The organism is Streptomyces sp. NPDC048257 (genome assembly GCF_043201855.1).
Classification (GTDB): Bacteria; Actinomycetota; Actinomycetes; order Streptomycetales; family Streptomycetaceae; genus Streptomyces.
Genome location: NZ_JBICZI010000039.1, coordinates 1 through 15,484, shown reverse-complemented (window position 1 = coordinate 15,484; position 15,484 = coordinate 1). Strand labels below are relative to the sequence as shown.

Here is a 15,484-nt window from a genome sequence, read left to right as displayed (position 1 = left end):
TGATGCTCATGGACGGGCACTCCCTGGCCTACCGGGCGTTCTTCGCGCTGCCCGCGGAGAACTTCACGACCGCGACGGGGCAGCCGACCAACGCCATCTACGGTTTCGCGTCGATGCTGGCGAACACGCTGCGCGACGAGGCCCCCACGCATTTCGCGGTGGCGTTCGACGTCTCCCGCAAGACGTGGCGCTCGACGGAGTTCCCCGAGTACAAGGCGAACCGCTCCAAGACCCCCGACGAGTTCAAGGGGCAGGTCGAGCTGATCGGCGAGCTGCTCGACGCGATGCACGTGCCGCGGTTCGCGGTCGACGGCTTCGAGGCGGACGACGTGATCGCGACGCTGGCGACGCAGGCCGAGGCGGCCGGCTTCGACGTGCTGATCGTCACCGGCGACCGTGACTCCTTCCAGCTCGTGTCCGAGCACACCACCGTGCTCTACCCGACCAAGGGCGTCTCCGAGCTCACCCGGTTCACCCCGGAGAAGGTCGAGGAGAAGTACGGCCTCACCCCGCAGCAGTACCCGGACTTCGCGGCGCTGCGCGGCGACCCGTCCGACAACCTCCCGGGCATCCCGGGCGTCGGCGAGAAGACCGCGGCCAAGTGGATCACCCAGTTCGGGTCGTTCGCGGAGCTCGTGGAGCGCGCCGAGGAGGTCAAGGGCAAGGCCGGGCAGAACTTCCGGGACCACCTGGAGGCCGTCAAGCTCAACCGGGTCCTGACCGAGATGGTCAAGGACGTGGAGCTGCCCAAGACCCCGGCCGACCTGGTCCGCGCCCCCTACGACCGGACCGCCATGCTCGGCGTGCTGGACGTCCTGGAGATCCGCAACGCCTCGCTGCGCGAGCGGCTGCTCGCCGTGGACCCGGGCACGGCCGAGGAGGAGGCGCCGGCTCCGGTGGCCGCCGTGGAGCTGGACGCGTCCGTACTGGGCAGCGGCGAGCTGGTGCCGTGGCTGGAGAGCCACGCCGGCGGGCCGCTGGGCATCGCGACCGTCGACAGCTGGGCGCTGGGCCAGGGCAATGTCGCCGAGATCGCGCTGGCCGCGGCCGGCGGCGCCGCCGCCTGGTTCACGCCCGCCGAGCTGGACGAGGCGGACGAGCAGGCCTTCGCGGCCTGGGCGGCCGACGCGGCGAAGCCCAAGGTCGTGCACAACGCCAAGGGCCTGATGCGGGTCTTCCCCGAGCACGGCTGGACCCTCGCCGGGGTCGCCATGGACACCGCGCTCGCCGCCTACCTGGTCAAGCCGGGCCGCCGGTCCTTCGCCCTGGACGCCCTGTCCATGGAGTACCTGCACCGTGAGCTGGCGCCCGCCGCCGCCGACGGCCAGCTGGCCTTCGGCGCCGACGAGACCGCCGAGGCCGAGGCCCTGATGGCGCAGGCCCGCGCCGTCCTGGACCTGGGCGACGCCTTCACGGACAAGCTCGCCGAGGTCGGCGCCGCGGAGCTGCTCCACGACATGGAGCTGCCGACGTCCGAGCTCCTCGCCCGGATGGAGCGGTCCGGCATCGCCGCCGACCGCGATCACCTGGAGGCCATGGAGCAGCAGTTCGCCGGAGCCGTGCAGCAGGCCGTGAAGGAGGCGCACGCCGCCGTCGGCCACGAGTTCAACCTCGGCTCGCCCAAGCAGCTCCAGGAGGTCTTCTTCGGCGAGCTGGACCTGCCGAAGACGAAGAAGACCAAGACCGGTTACACCACGGACGCGGACGCGCTGGCCTGGCTGGCCGCGCAGACCGACCACGAACTCCCGGTGATCATGCTCCGGCACCGGGAGCAGGCCAAGCTGCGCGTCACCGTCGAGGGCCTGGTCAAGACCATCGCCGCTGACGGCCGGGTGCACACCAGCTTCAGCCAGACCGTCGCCGCGACCGGCCGGCTGTCCTCCACCGACCCCAACCTGCAGAACGTGCCGGTGCGTACCGACGAGGGCCGCGCCATCCGCCGCGGCTTCGTCGTCGGCGAGGGCTTCGAGTCCCTCATGACGGCCGACTACAGCCAGATCGAGCTGCGCGTCATGGCCCACCTCTCCGAGGACGCGGGCCTGATCGAGGCCTTCGCGACCGGTGAGGACCTGCACACCACCGTCGCCTCCCAGGTCTTCGGGGTGGAGCGGTCCGCCGTCGACGCCGAGATGCGCCGCAAGATCAAGGCCATGTCCTACGGCCTGGCCTACGGGCTCTCCGCCTTCGGTCTCGCCCAGCAGCTGAACATCGAGCCCGCCGAGGCGCGCGGCCTGATGGAGACCTTCTTCGAGCGGTTCGGCGGGGTCCGCGACTACCTCGGCCGGGTCGTCGACGAGGCCCGCGCCACCGGATACACGGCGACGATCTTCGGCCGCCGCCGGTACCTGCCCGACCTCAACAGCGACAACCGCCAGCGCCGCGAGGCCGCCGAGCGGATGGCGCTCAACGCCCCGATCCAGGGCACCGCCGCCGACATCGTCAAGGTTGCGATGCTGCGCGTGGACAAGGCGATCACCGGGGCCGGCCTGCGGTCGCGGATGCTGCTCCAGGTCCACGACGAAATCGTGCTGGAGATCGCCCCGGGCGAGCGCAAGCAGGTCGAGGAGCTGGTGCGGCGCGAGATGGGCGCAGCCGTCGAGCTGCGGGCCGCGCTGGACGTGTCGGTGGGCGTCGGCCCGGACTGGGAGTCCGCCGCGCACTGATCCGCGTACGGCAGGCAGAACCGGCGCCCGTCCCCGCTGCTCAGGCGGTGGGGACGGGCGTTCGCGTCTCTTCCTGCGCGGGGCGCCCGGTCCGGTCGCGGCGCTGCCGCAGCCGTACGAGGACCCCGTAGACCAGCAGCGCCACGGCCAGGCCGCCGCCCGCGCCGAAGCAGACGGTCGGGATGATGTCGAGCGGCGTACGGATCCGGTCGAAGAAGGTGAAGAAACGGATGATGCGCACGGTGACCGCGACGGCCACGCACACCACGAGCAGGGCGAGGGCGCCCAGGACCTCCGCGCGGGAGAGCACCGGCACGGACGCGGGGGCCACGCTGGCGGGAAGGCGGCGCAGGGCGGTCACCGTGAACCAGAGCAGGGCGCATGCCGCGACCGCCGAAGTGCCGTACTGCAGGTACGAGTAGAGGGGGAGGCCGTAGGCGAGCGGCTCACCGAGATCCGGCAGCGCGTTCGTCCCCCAGCGGTCGAGGTGGGTGAAGCTGTCCCACACCACGTGGGTGAGGGAACCGACGACCGCCGAGACGTAGAACCAGCCGGCGAGCGCGGCCGGCCGCGGACGCTCACGCCACTCCTCACCCCGTACGAAGGTGTGGACCCTGCCCCGCCAGCCGCGCGGCAGGAGCGCGATCAGCGGCTCGCGCAGCAGAAGCCAGAAGCCCACCAGGACGGCCGTCAGCAGGGCGTCCAGGGTGAAGATCCCCGGCAGCGAGTGCGTGAAGGCCCCGTACGCCATGACCCCTTCGACGACCGCGTCCGTGAAGTAGAAGGTGTCCGGCGCGAACGACCCGAGGACGAGCGCCGAAGCGACGAGGGGGCCCCGCGCACGCCCGGTCCGGCGGATGGCCGGAAGTACGGCGGCCGCGTGGCTGAGAGTGAACGGCATGGCACTTCTCCTGGATGTTCCCGTGGACGTTCCCTACTTCGGGCCAATGCTCCCGAAGGGTCCAGACAGTATGCGTGACCTGCTCTGGGACGTGGGGATGTGGTGAATTCCGGGCCACCATGCGTGCCCCTTGAAGGGAGCTGACGTAGGGTCACGCGGACGTCGAGGGGATGGGGTTGGGCTCATGTCGGCTCGAATAATCGGACGCAGGCTGCGCAGGGGGACGACAGCCGCCCTGGTCTCCGCTCTGGTGGTCGCAGCGGTGACCGCATCCCAGGGCCCGGGGTCCGGGAGCGCCGGCCGGCTCTCCGCCGCCGGGGAGGGCGCCGGGCAGCAGCCGCCGGCCGCGGACCCGGCGGGCGGGGACTCCGCCTACTTCACCGAACTCCCGCCGCTGGTCAGCCCGCAGCCGCCGGAGGCGCTGCTGCCGGAGGACGGGCCGCCCGCACAGCCGCAGGCGCCGACCGGGGCGCAGGCCGGGCCGGCGTCGCCCGCGACCGGGCCCGCGGAAGGGGCCCAGGGGATACCGGCGAGCGTGCTCGCGGCGTACCTGGGCGCGGAGAAGACGGTGGGGCGCAGCGACCCGGGCTGCGGACTGCGCTGGCAACTCCTCGCGGCGATCGGCAAGGTGGAGTCCGGGCAGGCGCGGGGCGGCCGGGTCGACGCGGCGGGCACCACCCTGCGGCCGATCCTGGGACCCGTGCTCGACGGCAACGGCTTCGCGAACATCGCGGACACGGACGGCGGGGCCTACGACGGGGACTCCCGCTACGACCGGGCGGTCGGGCCGATGCAGTTCATCCCCTCCACCTGGGCGGCATGGGGCCAGGACGCGGACGGCGACGGCCGCCGCAACCCGAACAACGTGCACGACGCGGCCCTCGCGGCCGGCCGGTACCTGTGCGCGGGGACCCGCGACCTGCGGGCGGACGCGGACCTGGACCGGGCGGTGCTGTCCTACAACCGCTCGACGGAGTACCTGCGGACGGTGCGGTCCTGGTTCACGTACTACCTGAAGGGCACCCACGAGATCCCGGACCGGCCCGGTACGCCCGCGCCCACGCCCCCGAAGCCCAGCCCGAAACCGACGCCGAGCCCGACGCCGACGCCGGACCCGAAGCCGACCCCCACGCCCACCCCCACGCCCACCCCGACGCCGGACCCGAAGCCCACGCCGACACCGACCCCCACGCCGACACCCACACCCACGCCGAGCCCGACGCCGACACCCACGCCGAGTCCGACTCCCACGCCCACGCCGAGTCCGACTCCCACGCCGCCGGCGAGCACAGGGCCGACTCCGACGCCCGGTCCGACCTCCACGGCCACGCGCAAGCCGTCCCCGTCCCCGTCCGCTTCCCCGTCCGCTTCCCCGTCCCCGACGCCGAAGGCCACGGGAGAGCCCAAGGCCCCGTAGCCGGGGTCATCCAGGCAGCACGACGGCCCGCCGGAGAACCGGCGGGCCGTCGCGGTCCCGTGGGGCGGCGGCGCCGGTTACGGCGTCGGTACGAGCAGCTCCGCCGTGAGCTGCGGAGCCGTGACCGAATCTCCGAACTGGGGCTGCGAGAGGGCAGGGTTTCCGGTGCTCTGGAAGGCCTGGAGGGAAATCACGTCACCCACGTTCAGCTGCAGGGTCGTGGACACCGTCTGCGAAGCGGCCCCGGTGCTCGGGAGGGTCGCGGCGTCCTGCGTGTCGGAGGCGCGGAGACCGGCGTTGACATAGATCTGCAGGATGCGGGACGCCGCCGGATTCGGCTGGTACGCCAGGAGGATCCGTCCCGTGAGGAGGTAGCGCCCGGCCGTCCTGACCACCAGGGTCGAGTTCGGCGCGTCGAACATCATGTTCGTGTCGTAGGCGGCGCCGGTGAAGAGGATCTTGGTCAGCATGCTGGTCAGGATGCTCTGCTCGTTGACGGCGAAGATGCTCGCGCCGACGTTGACCGTGGGTCCGGGCGGACCGCTCGGACCCGCCGGTCCGCTGGGGCCGGCCGGACCGCTGGGCCCGATGGCACCCGGTACTCCCTGTGGACCGCTGGGCCCGACGGCGCCGGGCGGACCGCTGGGGCCGGGAGGGCCGGGTTCGCCGGGCGGCCCACTGGGCCCGGGGGGTCCCTTCGGGCCTCTCGGGCCCCTCTTGCAGTGGCCCTTGTCCCTGCCGGAGCGTGGGTCCTTCCCGCACGTGTCGCCGCCGCCCGCCGCGCCGGACGCGCTCACCCGTCCGTCGGCGCCCTGGGCCGCCAACGCGTTCGGCACGGTCAACCCCGCCGCCAGGAGCAGCGCGAGCGAGGCGACAGCGCCGCCGGCCAACCATCTGCTGCGGCGGTGCCGCGGCTCCAGCCGCTGCCCCGCCCTCTTCTCCGGATCCGGACCCATCTGCGTGCTCCTCGACTCGAGAGGGACTCCACTGCGATGTCAGGGGAGATCTTGACCCGGGGGAAGCCGGAACCCGTCACGGAGCGGCACAACACGCCTGATCGTAGGTAATTCAGACCAATACCGCCCGGACCGAGGTGCCCGTCGAGCCCCGAGTCCCGCGCCCCGCGTCCGCTGACGGTGTCCGCTGACCGCCTCGCAGGTCAGCGCCGGTTCCCCGTGATCCGGGGCCCAGACGGTTCTCATCTCCGTCCCGCGTTGCTACGGTGCGGCTCCAATCCTGACGCCCTATCAGATTCCGGAGGCCCGGCATGCGCGCATTCATCGCCGCCGCCATCGGGCTTGCCGCCGCACTGGCCCTCGTGTTCGCCATCACGGCGCTCGGGGCGACCGAAGGCAAGACCTCGCCCAAGCCCCTGCTCACCACCGCGCCCAGCGCGCCCGGACAGTAGAGGAGGCCCGGCCTTGAGACGTACCGCCAGCCTCGTCCTGCTCGCCCTCGCCGTGTTCCTCGCCGCCCTCGCACCCCTGCTGCGCTGGTACGCGTACCCCCGCCTCGCCAAGATCCCGCCGAGCCAGTACCAGGAGATGGTCCTGGAGGCGAAGGACGCGACGCTCCTCGACTACACCGGCGGCATGCAGCCGAAGAAGGTCGACAAGGTCACCATCGTCCAGACCCTCAAGGGCAACGTGGAGGCGTCCAGGGAGATCGAGGCGAGCGCGGGCAAGGACGTCGTCGTCTGGGACACGCTGTCCTACATCATCGGCCCGGACGGGAAGATGGTCTCCCAGATACCCGAGCGCTACATCTTCGACGCGCACACCCAGGACCCGGTCCACGCCACCGGAGAGATGGTCGACGGGGACGCCGTCAAACGCGAGGGCATCGAGTTCAAATGGCCCTTCTTCACCGAGCCGCGCGACTACCTGTACTTCGACGCGCAGACCCGTACCTCCTCGCCGATCCACTACGTCGGGCCGCGCACGTTCAAGGGCATGGACGTCTACTACTTCGAGCAGACCATTCCGTGGACCAAGGTCCCCATGCCCAAGAAGATGCCCATCGAGGGCATCGACCCGTCGACGATCGAGGCGGCCACCGGCACCACCCTCTGGTACACGGCCAAGGTGAGGTTCTGGGTCGACCCGGTGACCGGGGCGCCCGTCAACGCCGAGCAGGACATCCAGCAGGAGATGCGCGGCGGCATCGCGGCCGGCGGCCCCGACGGCAAGCTCACGGCCTTCGCCGGTCACGTCACGATGCGCGAGGACTACTCCGACCACACGGTCGACCTCGTCAAGTCGAACCGTACGAAGGTCCTCGCGCTGCACACCTACGCACCGATCGGCCTGGCTGCCGGCGGGCTCGCGCTGCTCGCCGCGGCCCTGTGGCTGGAGGCCCGCGGCCGCCGCGTACGGGAGGCGGGGGCCGCGGACGGGGACGGGGTCAGCGCCTGAGCCGGGCGTTGGTGTGCCGGGTGGGCTCGGCGGTGGCCGGGTCCTCCGGCCAGGGGTGCTTGGGGTAGCGCCCGCGCAGCTCCGCGCGGACGGCCCGGTAGCCGCCCCGCCAGAATGACGCGAGGTCGGCGGTGACGGCCGCGGGCCGGCCGGCGGGCGAGAGCAGGTGCACCAGCACCGGTACGCCCGCCACCCGCGGGGTCTCGGCCAGCCCGAACAGCTCCTGCAGTTTCACGGCGAGCACCGGCTGGCCGTGCTCGGCGGAGTAGTCCAGCCGGATCCGCGATCCGCTGGGCACCTCCAGGCGTTCCGGAGCCAGCTCGTCCAGCCGGGCGGCCTCCCCGGTGGCCCACGGCAGCAGCCGGTTCAGGGCCTGCCCGGCATCGATCCGCCCGAGGTCCGCGCGGCGCCGGGCCCGGGACAGCTCGGGCTCCAGCCAGTCGTCGGCGCGCTCCAGCAAGTGCCGGTCGTCCGCCACGTCGGGCCAGGCACCGCCCAGCGTCCGGTGCAGGAAGCCCAGGCGGGCCCGGAGCATCTGCGCGTCCGGGGACCAGCGCAGCAGGCCGAGCCCCTCGGCGCGCAGTCCGTCGAGCAGGGCGGCCCGCACGAGCGCCGGGTCGGGGGTGCGCAGGGGACGTACGGCCAGCTCGATCGCCCCGAGCCGGTGCGCCGCCCGGGCGACCACGTCCCCGTCCTCCCAGTGCACCTCTTCGCCGTCGGTCAGCAGGTGGGAGGCGGCGCAGCGGGCGGTGTCCTCGTCGATGACCGCGGCCAGCCGGACCCGGGCCGACGCGGCATGCGGACCGCGGTCGGCGACCGCGACGGCCAGCCAGGGCGCGCTGCGCAGCGGCGAGCCGTCGCCGAGCTCGGCCCCGGTGCCGTTGGCCATCAGGAGGGCCCCCTCACCCCTGGCCTTCGCCACCCGCTCGGGGAAGGCGAGGGCCGCGATCAGCCCTGCGGCGGCGTCGGCGACCACAGCCTCGCCGGCGTTCGAGGCGCGGGGGTCCGGGGGCCGGCCCCCGGCAGTGGTGCCGGCCGCGCGCTCCAGGCGGCGGACCTCCGCGCGCCACCGGGCGGCGTACGCGTCGCCGCCCGTACGGGCCCGCCGCCAGGCGCCGGCCAGGTCGTCCCCGTACTCCCGCGGCGGCTCCTCGCCGAGCAGGGCCACGATCTCCGCCGCCCGGCGGGCGCCGAGCGCGGCGCTGCCGTCCAGCAGGGCCCGGGCCAGCCGCGGGTGCAGCCCGATCCGGGCCATCCGCTGCCCGCGCGCGGTGACCCCGCCGGCCGGGGACACCGCGCCGACGGCCACCAGCACCTCCCGCGCCGCCGCCATGGCCCCGGCCGGCGGCGGGTCCAGCAGGGCCAGCCCGGCCGCGTCCGGGTCACCCCAGCACGCGGCCTGCAGGGCGAACTGCGCCAGGTCGGCGACGCGGATCTCCGGGGAGGGGAACGCGGCCAGGCGGCCGTCCTCCGCCTCGGCCCAGCAGCGGTACACCGTGCCCGGCGCCTCACGGCCGGCCCGGCCCGCCCGCTGGCGCCCGGCCGCCCGCGACGCCCGTACGGTCGCCAGGGCGCCCAGCCCCCGGGCGTGGTCCACCCGGGGCTCGCGGGCCAGCCCGGAGTCCACCACCACGCGCACCCCGGGGACGGTCAGGCTCGACTCCGCCACGGCGGTGGACAGGATCACCCTGCGGTGCGGGGCGACGGAGAGCGCCGCGTCCTGGACGGCTGCCGGGGCCCGGCCGTGTATCTGGAGCACCTCCGCGTCCACCCCGCCCAGCTGCCCGGCGACCCGGGCGATCTCGCCGACGCCGGGCAGGAAGCACAGCACGTCGCCGCTGCGTTCCGCCAGCGCCCGCCGCACCACCGAGGCCACGTGCGTCAGCTGCGCCGGGTCCACCCGCATCCCGTGCGGGGGCCGCACCGGCCGGGCCGGCGGGGCCCAGACCGTCTCCACCGGGTACGAGACCCCCGCGGCCTCCACCACCGGCGCGGCGCCGGGGCCGCCCCGGCCGAGAACGCGTGCCCAGCCGGCGGCATCCGTGGTCGCCGAGGCCGCCACCAGCCGCAGCTCCGGGCGCAGGGTCTCCCGTACGTCGAGCAGGAAGGCGGCGACGGTGTCGGCGTCCAGATGCCGCTCGTGGCACTCGTCCAGGATCACCACGTCCACCCCGGCCAGCTCCTGGTCGCGCTGGAGGCGCTGGAGCAGCACTCCGGTCGTCACCACCTCCACCACGGTGTCCGGGCCCGCCACGCGTTCCCCGCGCACCGTGAAGCCCACCGCGCCGCCGGCCTGCTCGCCCAGCAGCCAGGCCATCCGGCGTGCCGCGGCCCGGGCGGCGATCCGCCGCGGCTCGGCGACGACGACCCGGCGCCGCGGCCCGCCGCCCACCAGCCCGGCCAGCACCAGCGGCACCAGCGTGGTCTTGCCGGTGCCGGGCGGGGCGCAGAGCACCGCCGTGCCGTGGCCGTCCAGCGCGGAGACCAGCGCGGGCACGGCCTCCCGTACGGGCAGGGCGTCGAGGGCGGCGGTACGGATCACGTCAGTCGCGCTCGCAGACGAAGATCGCGGTGCCGGGGATCAGGTGTCCGCGCAGCGGGGACCAGCCGCCCCACTCCTGGCTGTTCCAGTCCGGCCACTCCGGCTCGACCAGGTCGAGCAGGCGGAAGCCGCCCGCCACCACGTCGCGGACCCGGTCGCCGATCGTGCGGTGGTGCTCCACGTACACGGCGCGGCCCCGCTCGTCCTGCTCCACGTACGGGGTCCGGTCGAAGTAGGAGGCGGCGACGGACAGCCCCTCGGGGCCGGGCTCGTCGGGGAAGGCCCAGCGGATCGGGTGGGTCACGGAGAAGACCCAGCGGCCGCCGGGGCGCAGTACGCGGTGCACCTCGCGCATGACGGTGACCGGGTCGGCGACGAAGGGGACGGCGCCGTAGGAGGAGCAGGCCAGGTCGAAGGAGGCGTCGCGGAAGGGGAGGCGCCCGGCGTCGGCCTCGACCAGCGGCACGTCGTCGCCGATGCGCAGGGCGTGCTGGAGCTGGCGGTGGGAGAGGTCCAGGGCCACCGGGCGGGCGCCCTGGGCGGCCAGCCAGCGGGCGCACTGGGCGGCGCCGGCGCCGATCTCCAGGATGTCCTTGCCCCGGAGGGAGGCGGCGGGGCCGAGGAGGGCCGCCTGGGCCTCGTCCAGCCCCTCGGGTCCCCAGACGAAGCGGTCGTCGCCGAGGAAGGCGCCGTGGTCGCTCTGGTACTCGTCGGCGTTGCGGTCCCACCAGCTGCGGCTGGCCCGGCTGCTCTCCGCTTCCCCCGCGTCACGCCGGGTGGCCTCGGCGTCCTCCCCGGAGCCCGGATCTGCTTCGTACGCTTCTTCGGAGGCGTAGTCCTCTTGGTTCATGGGGCCCGTCGTCGTAGTCTGCGAATGTGTTCTGAATGTGGCAGGAAGCGTCAGGAAGGGCTTCCCGCCCATGAATTGTGCCGGTCTTGCGGCGATCCGCCCGGGGTGTGCGCCTTCGCGCATTGACCCTGTCCGGCTGCCCCCGTATGCTACAAGTTGCGCTGCGAGCCTGTGCTCCTCAGACCTAGCAGGCTGCGCTTGCATCTGTTGATGTCCCCTCGGTTTTCGAGGCCCCGCCGCTCCTCTGCGGATCGGGGGCCTCCTTGGCTGTCCGGTCTTCGGTGGATGCCGATAAGGGCTCCCGGCGTAGCAGTACCTACGACTTTCTGTCCGTAACCGGAGCCCTTTCCCACATGACGAGCAGCACCGAGACCACCGCCACCACTCCGCAGGTTGCGGTCAACGACATCGGCGACGCGGACGCGTTCCTCGCGGCGATCGACGAGACGATCAAGTACTTCAACGATGGCGACATCGTCGACGGCGTCATCGTCAAGGTTGACCGGGACGAGGTTCTCCTCGACATCGGTTACAAGACCGAAGGCGTCATCCCGAGCCGCGAGCTCTCGATCAAGCACGACGTCGACCCGAACGAGGTCGTCAAGGTCGGCGACGAGATCGAGGCCCTGGTTCTCCAGAAGGAGGACAAGGAAGGCCGCCTGATCCTCTCGAAGAAGCGCGCTCAGTACGAGCGTGCCTGGGGCACCATCGAGAAGATCAAGGAAGAAGACGGCATCGTCACCGGTACCGTCATCGAGGTCGTCAAGGGTGGTCTCATCCTCGACATCGGCCTCCGCGGCTTCCTGCCGGCCTCTCTCGTCGAGATGCGTCGCGTCCGCGACCTCCAGCCCTACGTGGGCAAGGAGCTCGAGGCGAAGATCATCGAGCTCGACAAGAACCGCAACAACGTGGTTCTGTCGCGCCGCGCCTGGCTCGAGCAGACCCAGTCCGAGGTTCGCCAGACGTTCCTCACCACCCTGCAGAAGGGTCAGGTCCGCTCCGGCGTCGTCTCCTCGATCGTCAACTTCGGTGCCTTCGTGGACCTGGGTGGCGTCGACGGTCTCGTGCACGTCTCCGAGCTGTCCTGGAAGCACATCGACCACCCGTCCGAGGTCGTCGAGGTCGGTCAGGAAGTCACCGTCGAGGTTCTCGACGTCGACATGGACCGCGAGCGCGTCTCCCTGTCGCTGAAGGCGACGCAGGAGGACCCGTGGCAGCAGTTCGCCCGGACCCACCAGATCGGTCAGGTCGTCCCGGGTAAGGTCACCAAGCTGGTTCCGTTCGGTGCGTTCGTCCGCGTGGACGAGGGCATCGAGGGTCTGGTCCACATCTCCGAGCTGGCCGAGCGCCACGTGGAGATCCCGGAGCAGGTCGTCCAGGTCAACGACGAGATCTTCGTCAAGGTCATCGACATCGACCTTGAGCGTCGCCGGATCTCGCTGTCGCTGAAGCAGGCCAACGAGTCCTTCGGTGCCGACCCGGCGTCGGTCGAGTTCGACCCGACCCTGTACGGCATGGCCGCGTCTTACGACGACCAGGGCAACTACATCTACCCCGAGGGCTTCGACCCCGAGACCAACGACTGGCTCGAGGGCTTCGACAAGCAGCGCGAGGCCTGGGAGACCCAGTACGCCGAGGCGCAGCAGCGCTTCGAGCAGCACCAGGCTCAGGTCATCAAGAGCCGCGAGGCCGACGAGGCCGCTGCTGCCGAGGGCGCTGCCGCCCCGGCCGCCGGTGGCAACGCCCCCGCGGGCATCTCGGGTGGTTCGTACTCCTCGGAGTCGGACGAGACCTCTGGCGCCCTGGCGTCGGACGAGGCTCTGGCCGCGCTCCGCGAGAAGCTGGCCGGCGGCCAGAGCTGATCGCAGCGCGCATCGCACTCCGGTGTGAGCAGAGCTGAACTGCGTTGAACGGTAAGGCCCGTCCCCTTCGGGGGGCGGGCCTTACCGCGTTTGCCCGTCTCCCGCTCCCGACCTCCTCCTGGTCGTTGATCGTTGCGTTCCTGTGAATGCGGCCAACTGGGGAATGGCAGCGCCGTCTTGGACGTTCTTGGCAGGGAACGAGGCGAGGAGGAGTGGTGACGGTGCTTGATCCACAGGGTTTGTACGAATGGGATGCCAAGGGCCTGGCGGTGGCCGACCTGGCAGTCGCCCAGGACTCGGCCGGGCTGGTCATGCTGTACCACTTCGAGGGGTACATCGACGCGGGTGAGGCCGGGGAGCAGATCGTCGAGCGGCTGCTGGACACCCTGCCCCACCAGGTGGTCGCCCGCTTCGACGCGGACCGGCTGGTGGACTACCGCGCCCGGCGCCCGCTGCTGACCTTCCAGCGCGACCACTGGACGGAGTTCGAGGAGCCCAAGCTGGAGGTCCGGCTCGTCCAGGACGCCACCGGAGCGCCCTTCCTGCTGCTGTCCGGCCCGGAGCCGGACGTGGAGTGGGAGCGCTTCTGCGTCGCCGTCCGGCAGATCGTCGAGCGCCTCGGCGTCCGGCTCTCGGTCAACTTCCACGGCATCCCGATGGGCGTCCCGCACACCCGCCCGGTGGGCATCACCCCGCACGGCAACCGGACCGACCTCATGCCGGGCCACCGCAGCCCCTTCGACGAGGCGCAGGTGCCGGGCAGCGCGGAGTCCCTGGTGGAGTTCCGCCTGGGCCAGGCCGGTCACGACGTACTGGGTGTCGCCGCGCACGTACCGCACTACGTCGCGCGCTCCCCGTACCCGGACGCCGCGCTGACGGTGCTGGAGGCGATCACGGCGGCGACCGGACTGGTCCTGCCGGCCGTGGCGCACGCGCTGCGGACCGAGGCGCACCGTACCCAGACGGAGATCGACCGGCAGATCCGGGAGGGCGACGAGGAGCTGGTCAGCCTGGTGCAGGGGCTGGAGCACCAGTACGACGCGGCGGCCGGAGCCGAGACCCGCGGCAACATGATCGCCGAGCCGGCGGAGCTGCCGTCGGCGGACGAGCTCGGCCGCGAGTTCGAGCGGTTCCTGGCGGAGCGCGAGGGCGAGAACTGACGTCCGGGCAGGGCCCCCTATGCTGCGGGGCATGTTGAAAGTAGGCCTGACGGGCGGAATCGGTGCCGGCAAGAGCGAGGTCTCGCGACTGCTGGCGGGGTACGGGGCGATCGTCGTCGACGCCGATCGGATCGCGCGCGAGGTCGTGGAGCCCGGTACGCCGGGGCTCGCGGCCGTCGTGGCGGCCTTCGGGGAATCGGTACTGACCGCCGAGGGGACGCTGGACCGGCCGAAGCTGGGTTCCATCGTCTTCGCGGACCCGGCGAAGCTCCAGACGCTCAACGCGATCGTGCACCCGCTGGTCGGGGCCCGGTCGGCCGAGCTCGAGGCCGCCGCGGGGCCCGACGCGATCGTGGTGCACGACGTACCGCTGCTCGCGGAGAACGGCCTCGCACCGCTGTACGACCTGGTCGTCGTGGTGGACGCGGCGCCGCAGACGCAGCTGGAGCGGCTGACCGCCCTGCGCGGGATGGCCGAGGAGGAGGCGCGGGCCCGGATGGCCGCGCAGGCCGGCCGCGAGCAGCGGCTCGCGGTGGCGACCCTCGTGATCGACAACGACGGGCCGCTGGAGGCCCTGGAACCGCAGGTGCGCAAGGTCTGGGAAGAGCTCACCGCCCGGGCGGCGGGCGGGGCGCTCTGACGGGTACGTGGAATAGCGGGTGGGGCGGGGGCGTTGAACGCGCCCGTAGAGGGAAGGATTTCGACCGTGTCCGAGACCCAGCGCCCCACGCCGTCCAGCCCGGAAACCCACGTCATCGACTACCGGGCCGCCGAACACCTGCTCGCCGCCCGTGACCCGCGCGGCGCGGTCAAGCTGCTCGACTCGGTGATAGCCGCGCACCCGGAGAACACGGCGGCTCGGCTGCTGCGTGCCCGGGCCTTCTTCGCCGCGGCCCAACTGCGCCCGGCGGAGCTGGAGTTCGAGCTGGTGCTGGAGCGGGAACCGGACAACGCCCTCGCCCACTTCGCACTGGCCCGGACCCATGAGCGCGCGGGCCGCCCGGAGCAGGCGCGCAAGCACTTCCGGCTCGCCGCGGCCCTCGACCCACAGCCCGAGTACCTGGCGGCGGCCCGCTTCGAGGGCCCTGCCGGACCGTCCGCCGCCGGAGGGGCAGCGGCAGGGGACGATCCGGCCTGATCTGCGGGGGACGGGCCCGAGCCGGGTCTCGCCGGTCTCACCCGCCGTGGGGCGGTTCGTACGGAGGGACGTCCGGGCCGGGCTGGTAGTGCGGACCCTGGTGGATGTGGCGCACGATCATGAACAGGTCCACGGCCACGATCAGCGCCAGCGCCCCGCATGCGGCCGCCCATCCGGGACGGCCCGCCAGCGAGAACAGGGCCGTGCCGGCGGCAGCCCAGACCAGCCCCCACACACCCAGCCAGAACCGCAGCCGCAGCGGACTGCGCGCGGTCACCGGCTCATTCCCGGAACGCATGGTCATCGCCTCTCCTGTCCATGGTCCCACTCCGGACGGCCCGGCGGGTGTCGTGCCGATCAGGCCGGCTCGCGTCACCTGGCGCGCGCTCGCACGCACCAGGTGACGCTCCCTGATCCGGCCTGATCGACAAGACGCCCCCCTCTAGACGAGTAAGTCCGAAGTCCTGGTCAGTGGTCGTAGGCGATGAGTGACCTGGTCAGGGGTGTGGCGTTGGTCCGGTTGTGCCAGATGGCTGC

The 15,484-nt window shown here is 72.6% G+C and carries 13 protein-coding genes; 8 read left to right on the top strand and 5 right to left on the bottom strand.

Going from position 1 to position 15,484, the window contains the following annotated elements; translation table 11 throughout:
- The first annotated feature begins 8 nt into the window (after positions 1-8).
- A complete protein-coding gene (gene polA / locus ACGFZK_RS36275; protein WP_393853118.1) occupies positions 9-2,663 on the top strand; it encodes a DNA polymerase I in 2,655 nt (884 codons plus the stop codon).
- A 40-nt stretch (positions 2,664-2,703) separates the two neighbouring features.
- Here polA and ACGFZK_RS36270 read toward each other — a convergent pair whose 3' ends face one another.
- On the bottom strand, positions 2,704-3,564 hold the full coding sequence (locus ACGFZK_RS36270) for a DUF4184 family protein (RefSeq protein WP_393853096.1): 861 nt from the start codon (positions 3,562-3,564) through the stop codon (positions 2,704-2,706).
- A gap of 184 nt (positions 3,565-3,748) precedes the next feature.
- On the opposite strand from ACGFZK_RS36270, the gene ACGFZK_RS36265 reads away from it, so the two are divergent.
- Complete coding sequence (locus tag ACGFZK_RS36265; protein ID WP_393853095.1) at positions 3,749-4,981, top strand: lytic murein transglycosylase; 1,233 nt, start codon at positions 3,749-3,751, stop codon at positions 4,979-4,981.
- 77 nt (positions 4,982-5,058) lie between these two features.
- Here the strand turns inward: ACGFZK_RS36265 and ACGFZK_RS36260 are convergent, their stop codons facing one another.
- Positions 5,059-5,451 carry a hypothetical protein gene (locus tag ACGFZK_RS36260; protein ID WP_393853094.1) on the bottom strand — a complete coding sequence of 131 codons (393 nt, stop codon included), beginning with the start codon at positions 5,449-5,451 and terminating at the stop codon, positions 5,059-5,061.
- Positions 5,452-6,248: 797 nt separating this feature from the next.
- Here ACGFZK_RS36260 and ACGFZK_RS36255 point away from each other — a divergent pair.
- A complete protein-coding gene (locus ACGFZK_RS36255) occupies positions 6,249-6,389 on the top strand; it encodes an SPW_0924 family protein (RefSeq protein ID WP_393853093.1) in 141 nt (46 codons plus the stop codon).
- Between the two features lie 13 nt (positions 6,390-6,402).
- On the top strand, positions 6,403-7,395 hold the full coding sequence (locus ACGFZK_RS36250; RefSeq protein WP_393853092.1) for a DUF3068 domain-containing protein: 993 nt from the start codon (positions 6,403-6,405) through the stop codon (positions 7,393-7,395).
- Here the strand turns inward: ACGFZK_RS36250 and hrpB are convergent.
- Complete coding sequence (gene hrpB / locus ACGFZK_RS36245) at positions 7,385-9,937, bottom strand: ATP-dependent helicase HrpB (protein ID WP_393853091.1); 2,553 nt, start codon at positions 9,935-9,937, stop codon at positions 7,385-7,387. The genes ACGFZK_RS36250 and hrpB overlap by 11 nt on opposite strands.
- A 1-nt stretch (position 9,938) precedes the next feature.
- Entirely contained in the window at positions 9,939-10,787 is an 849-nt protein-coding gene (locus ACGFZK_RS36240; RefSeq protein WP_393853090.1) for a class I SAM-dependent methyltransferase, read from the bottom strand.
- 353 nt (positions 10,788-11,140) lie between these two features.
- Here ACGFZK_RS36240 and rpsA point away from each other — a divergent pair, with 353 nt between their 5' ends.
- The 4 genes from rpsA (at position 11,141) to ACGFZK_RS36220 (ending at position 14,947) form a co-directional block, all read left to right on the top strand.
- Complete coding sequence (gene rpsA / locus ACGFZK_RS36235) at positions 11,141-12,649, top strand: 30S ribosomal protein S1 (RefSeq protein WP_393853089.1); 1,509 nt, start codon at positions 11,141-11,143, stop codon at positions 12,647-12,649.
- Positions 12,650-12,870: 221 nt separating this feature from the next.
- Positions 12,871-13,809, top strand: coding sequence for a PAC2 family protein (locus ACGFZK_RS36230; RefSeq protein ID WP_393853088.1), 939 nt, complete (start codon positions 12,871-12,873; stop codon positions 13,807-13,809).
- Between the two features lie 31 nt (positions 13,810-13,840).
- Positions 13,841-14,449 carry a dephospho-CoA kinase gene (gene coaE, locus ACGFZK_RS36225; RefSeq protein ID WP_393853087.1) on the top strand — a complete coding sequence of 203 codons (609 nt, stop codon included), beginning with the start codon at positions 13,841-13,843 and terminating at the stop codon, positions 14,447-14,449.
- Between the two features lie 66 nt (positions 14,450-14,515).
- Positions 14,516-14,947 (top strand): tetratricopeptide repeat protein, encoded by a 432-nt coding sequence (locus ACGFZK_RS36220; protein WP_393853086.1) that lies wholly within the window; start codon positions 14,516-14,518, stop codon positions 14,945-14,947.
- Between the two features lie 37 nt (positions 14,948-14,984).
- Here ACGFZK_RS36220 and ACGFZK_RS36215 read toward each other — a convergent pair whose 3' ends face one another.
- The gene (locus ACGFZK_RS36215; RefSeq protein WP_393853117.1) at positions 14,985-15,245 is read right to left on the bottom strand and encodes a DUF6343 family protein; all 261 of its coding nucleotides are present in this window, start codon (positions 15,243-15,245) and stop codon (positions 14,985-14,987) included.
- Positions 15,246-15,484: the final 239 nt, after the last annotated feature.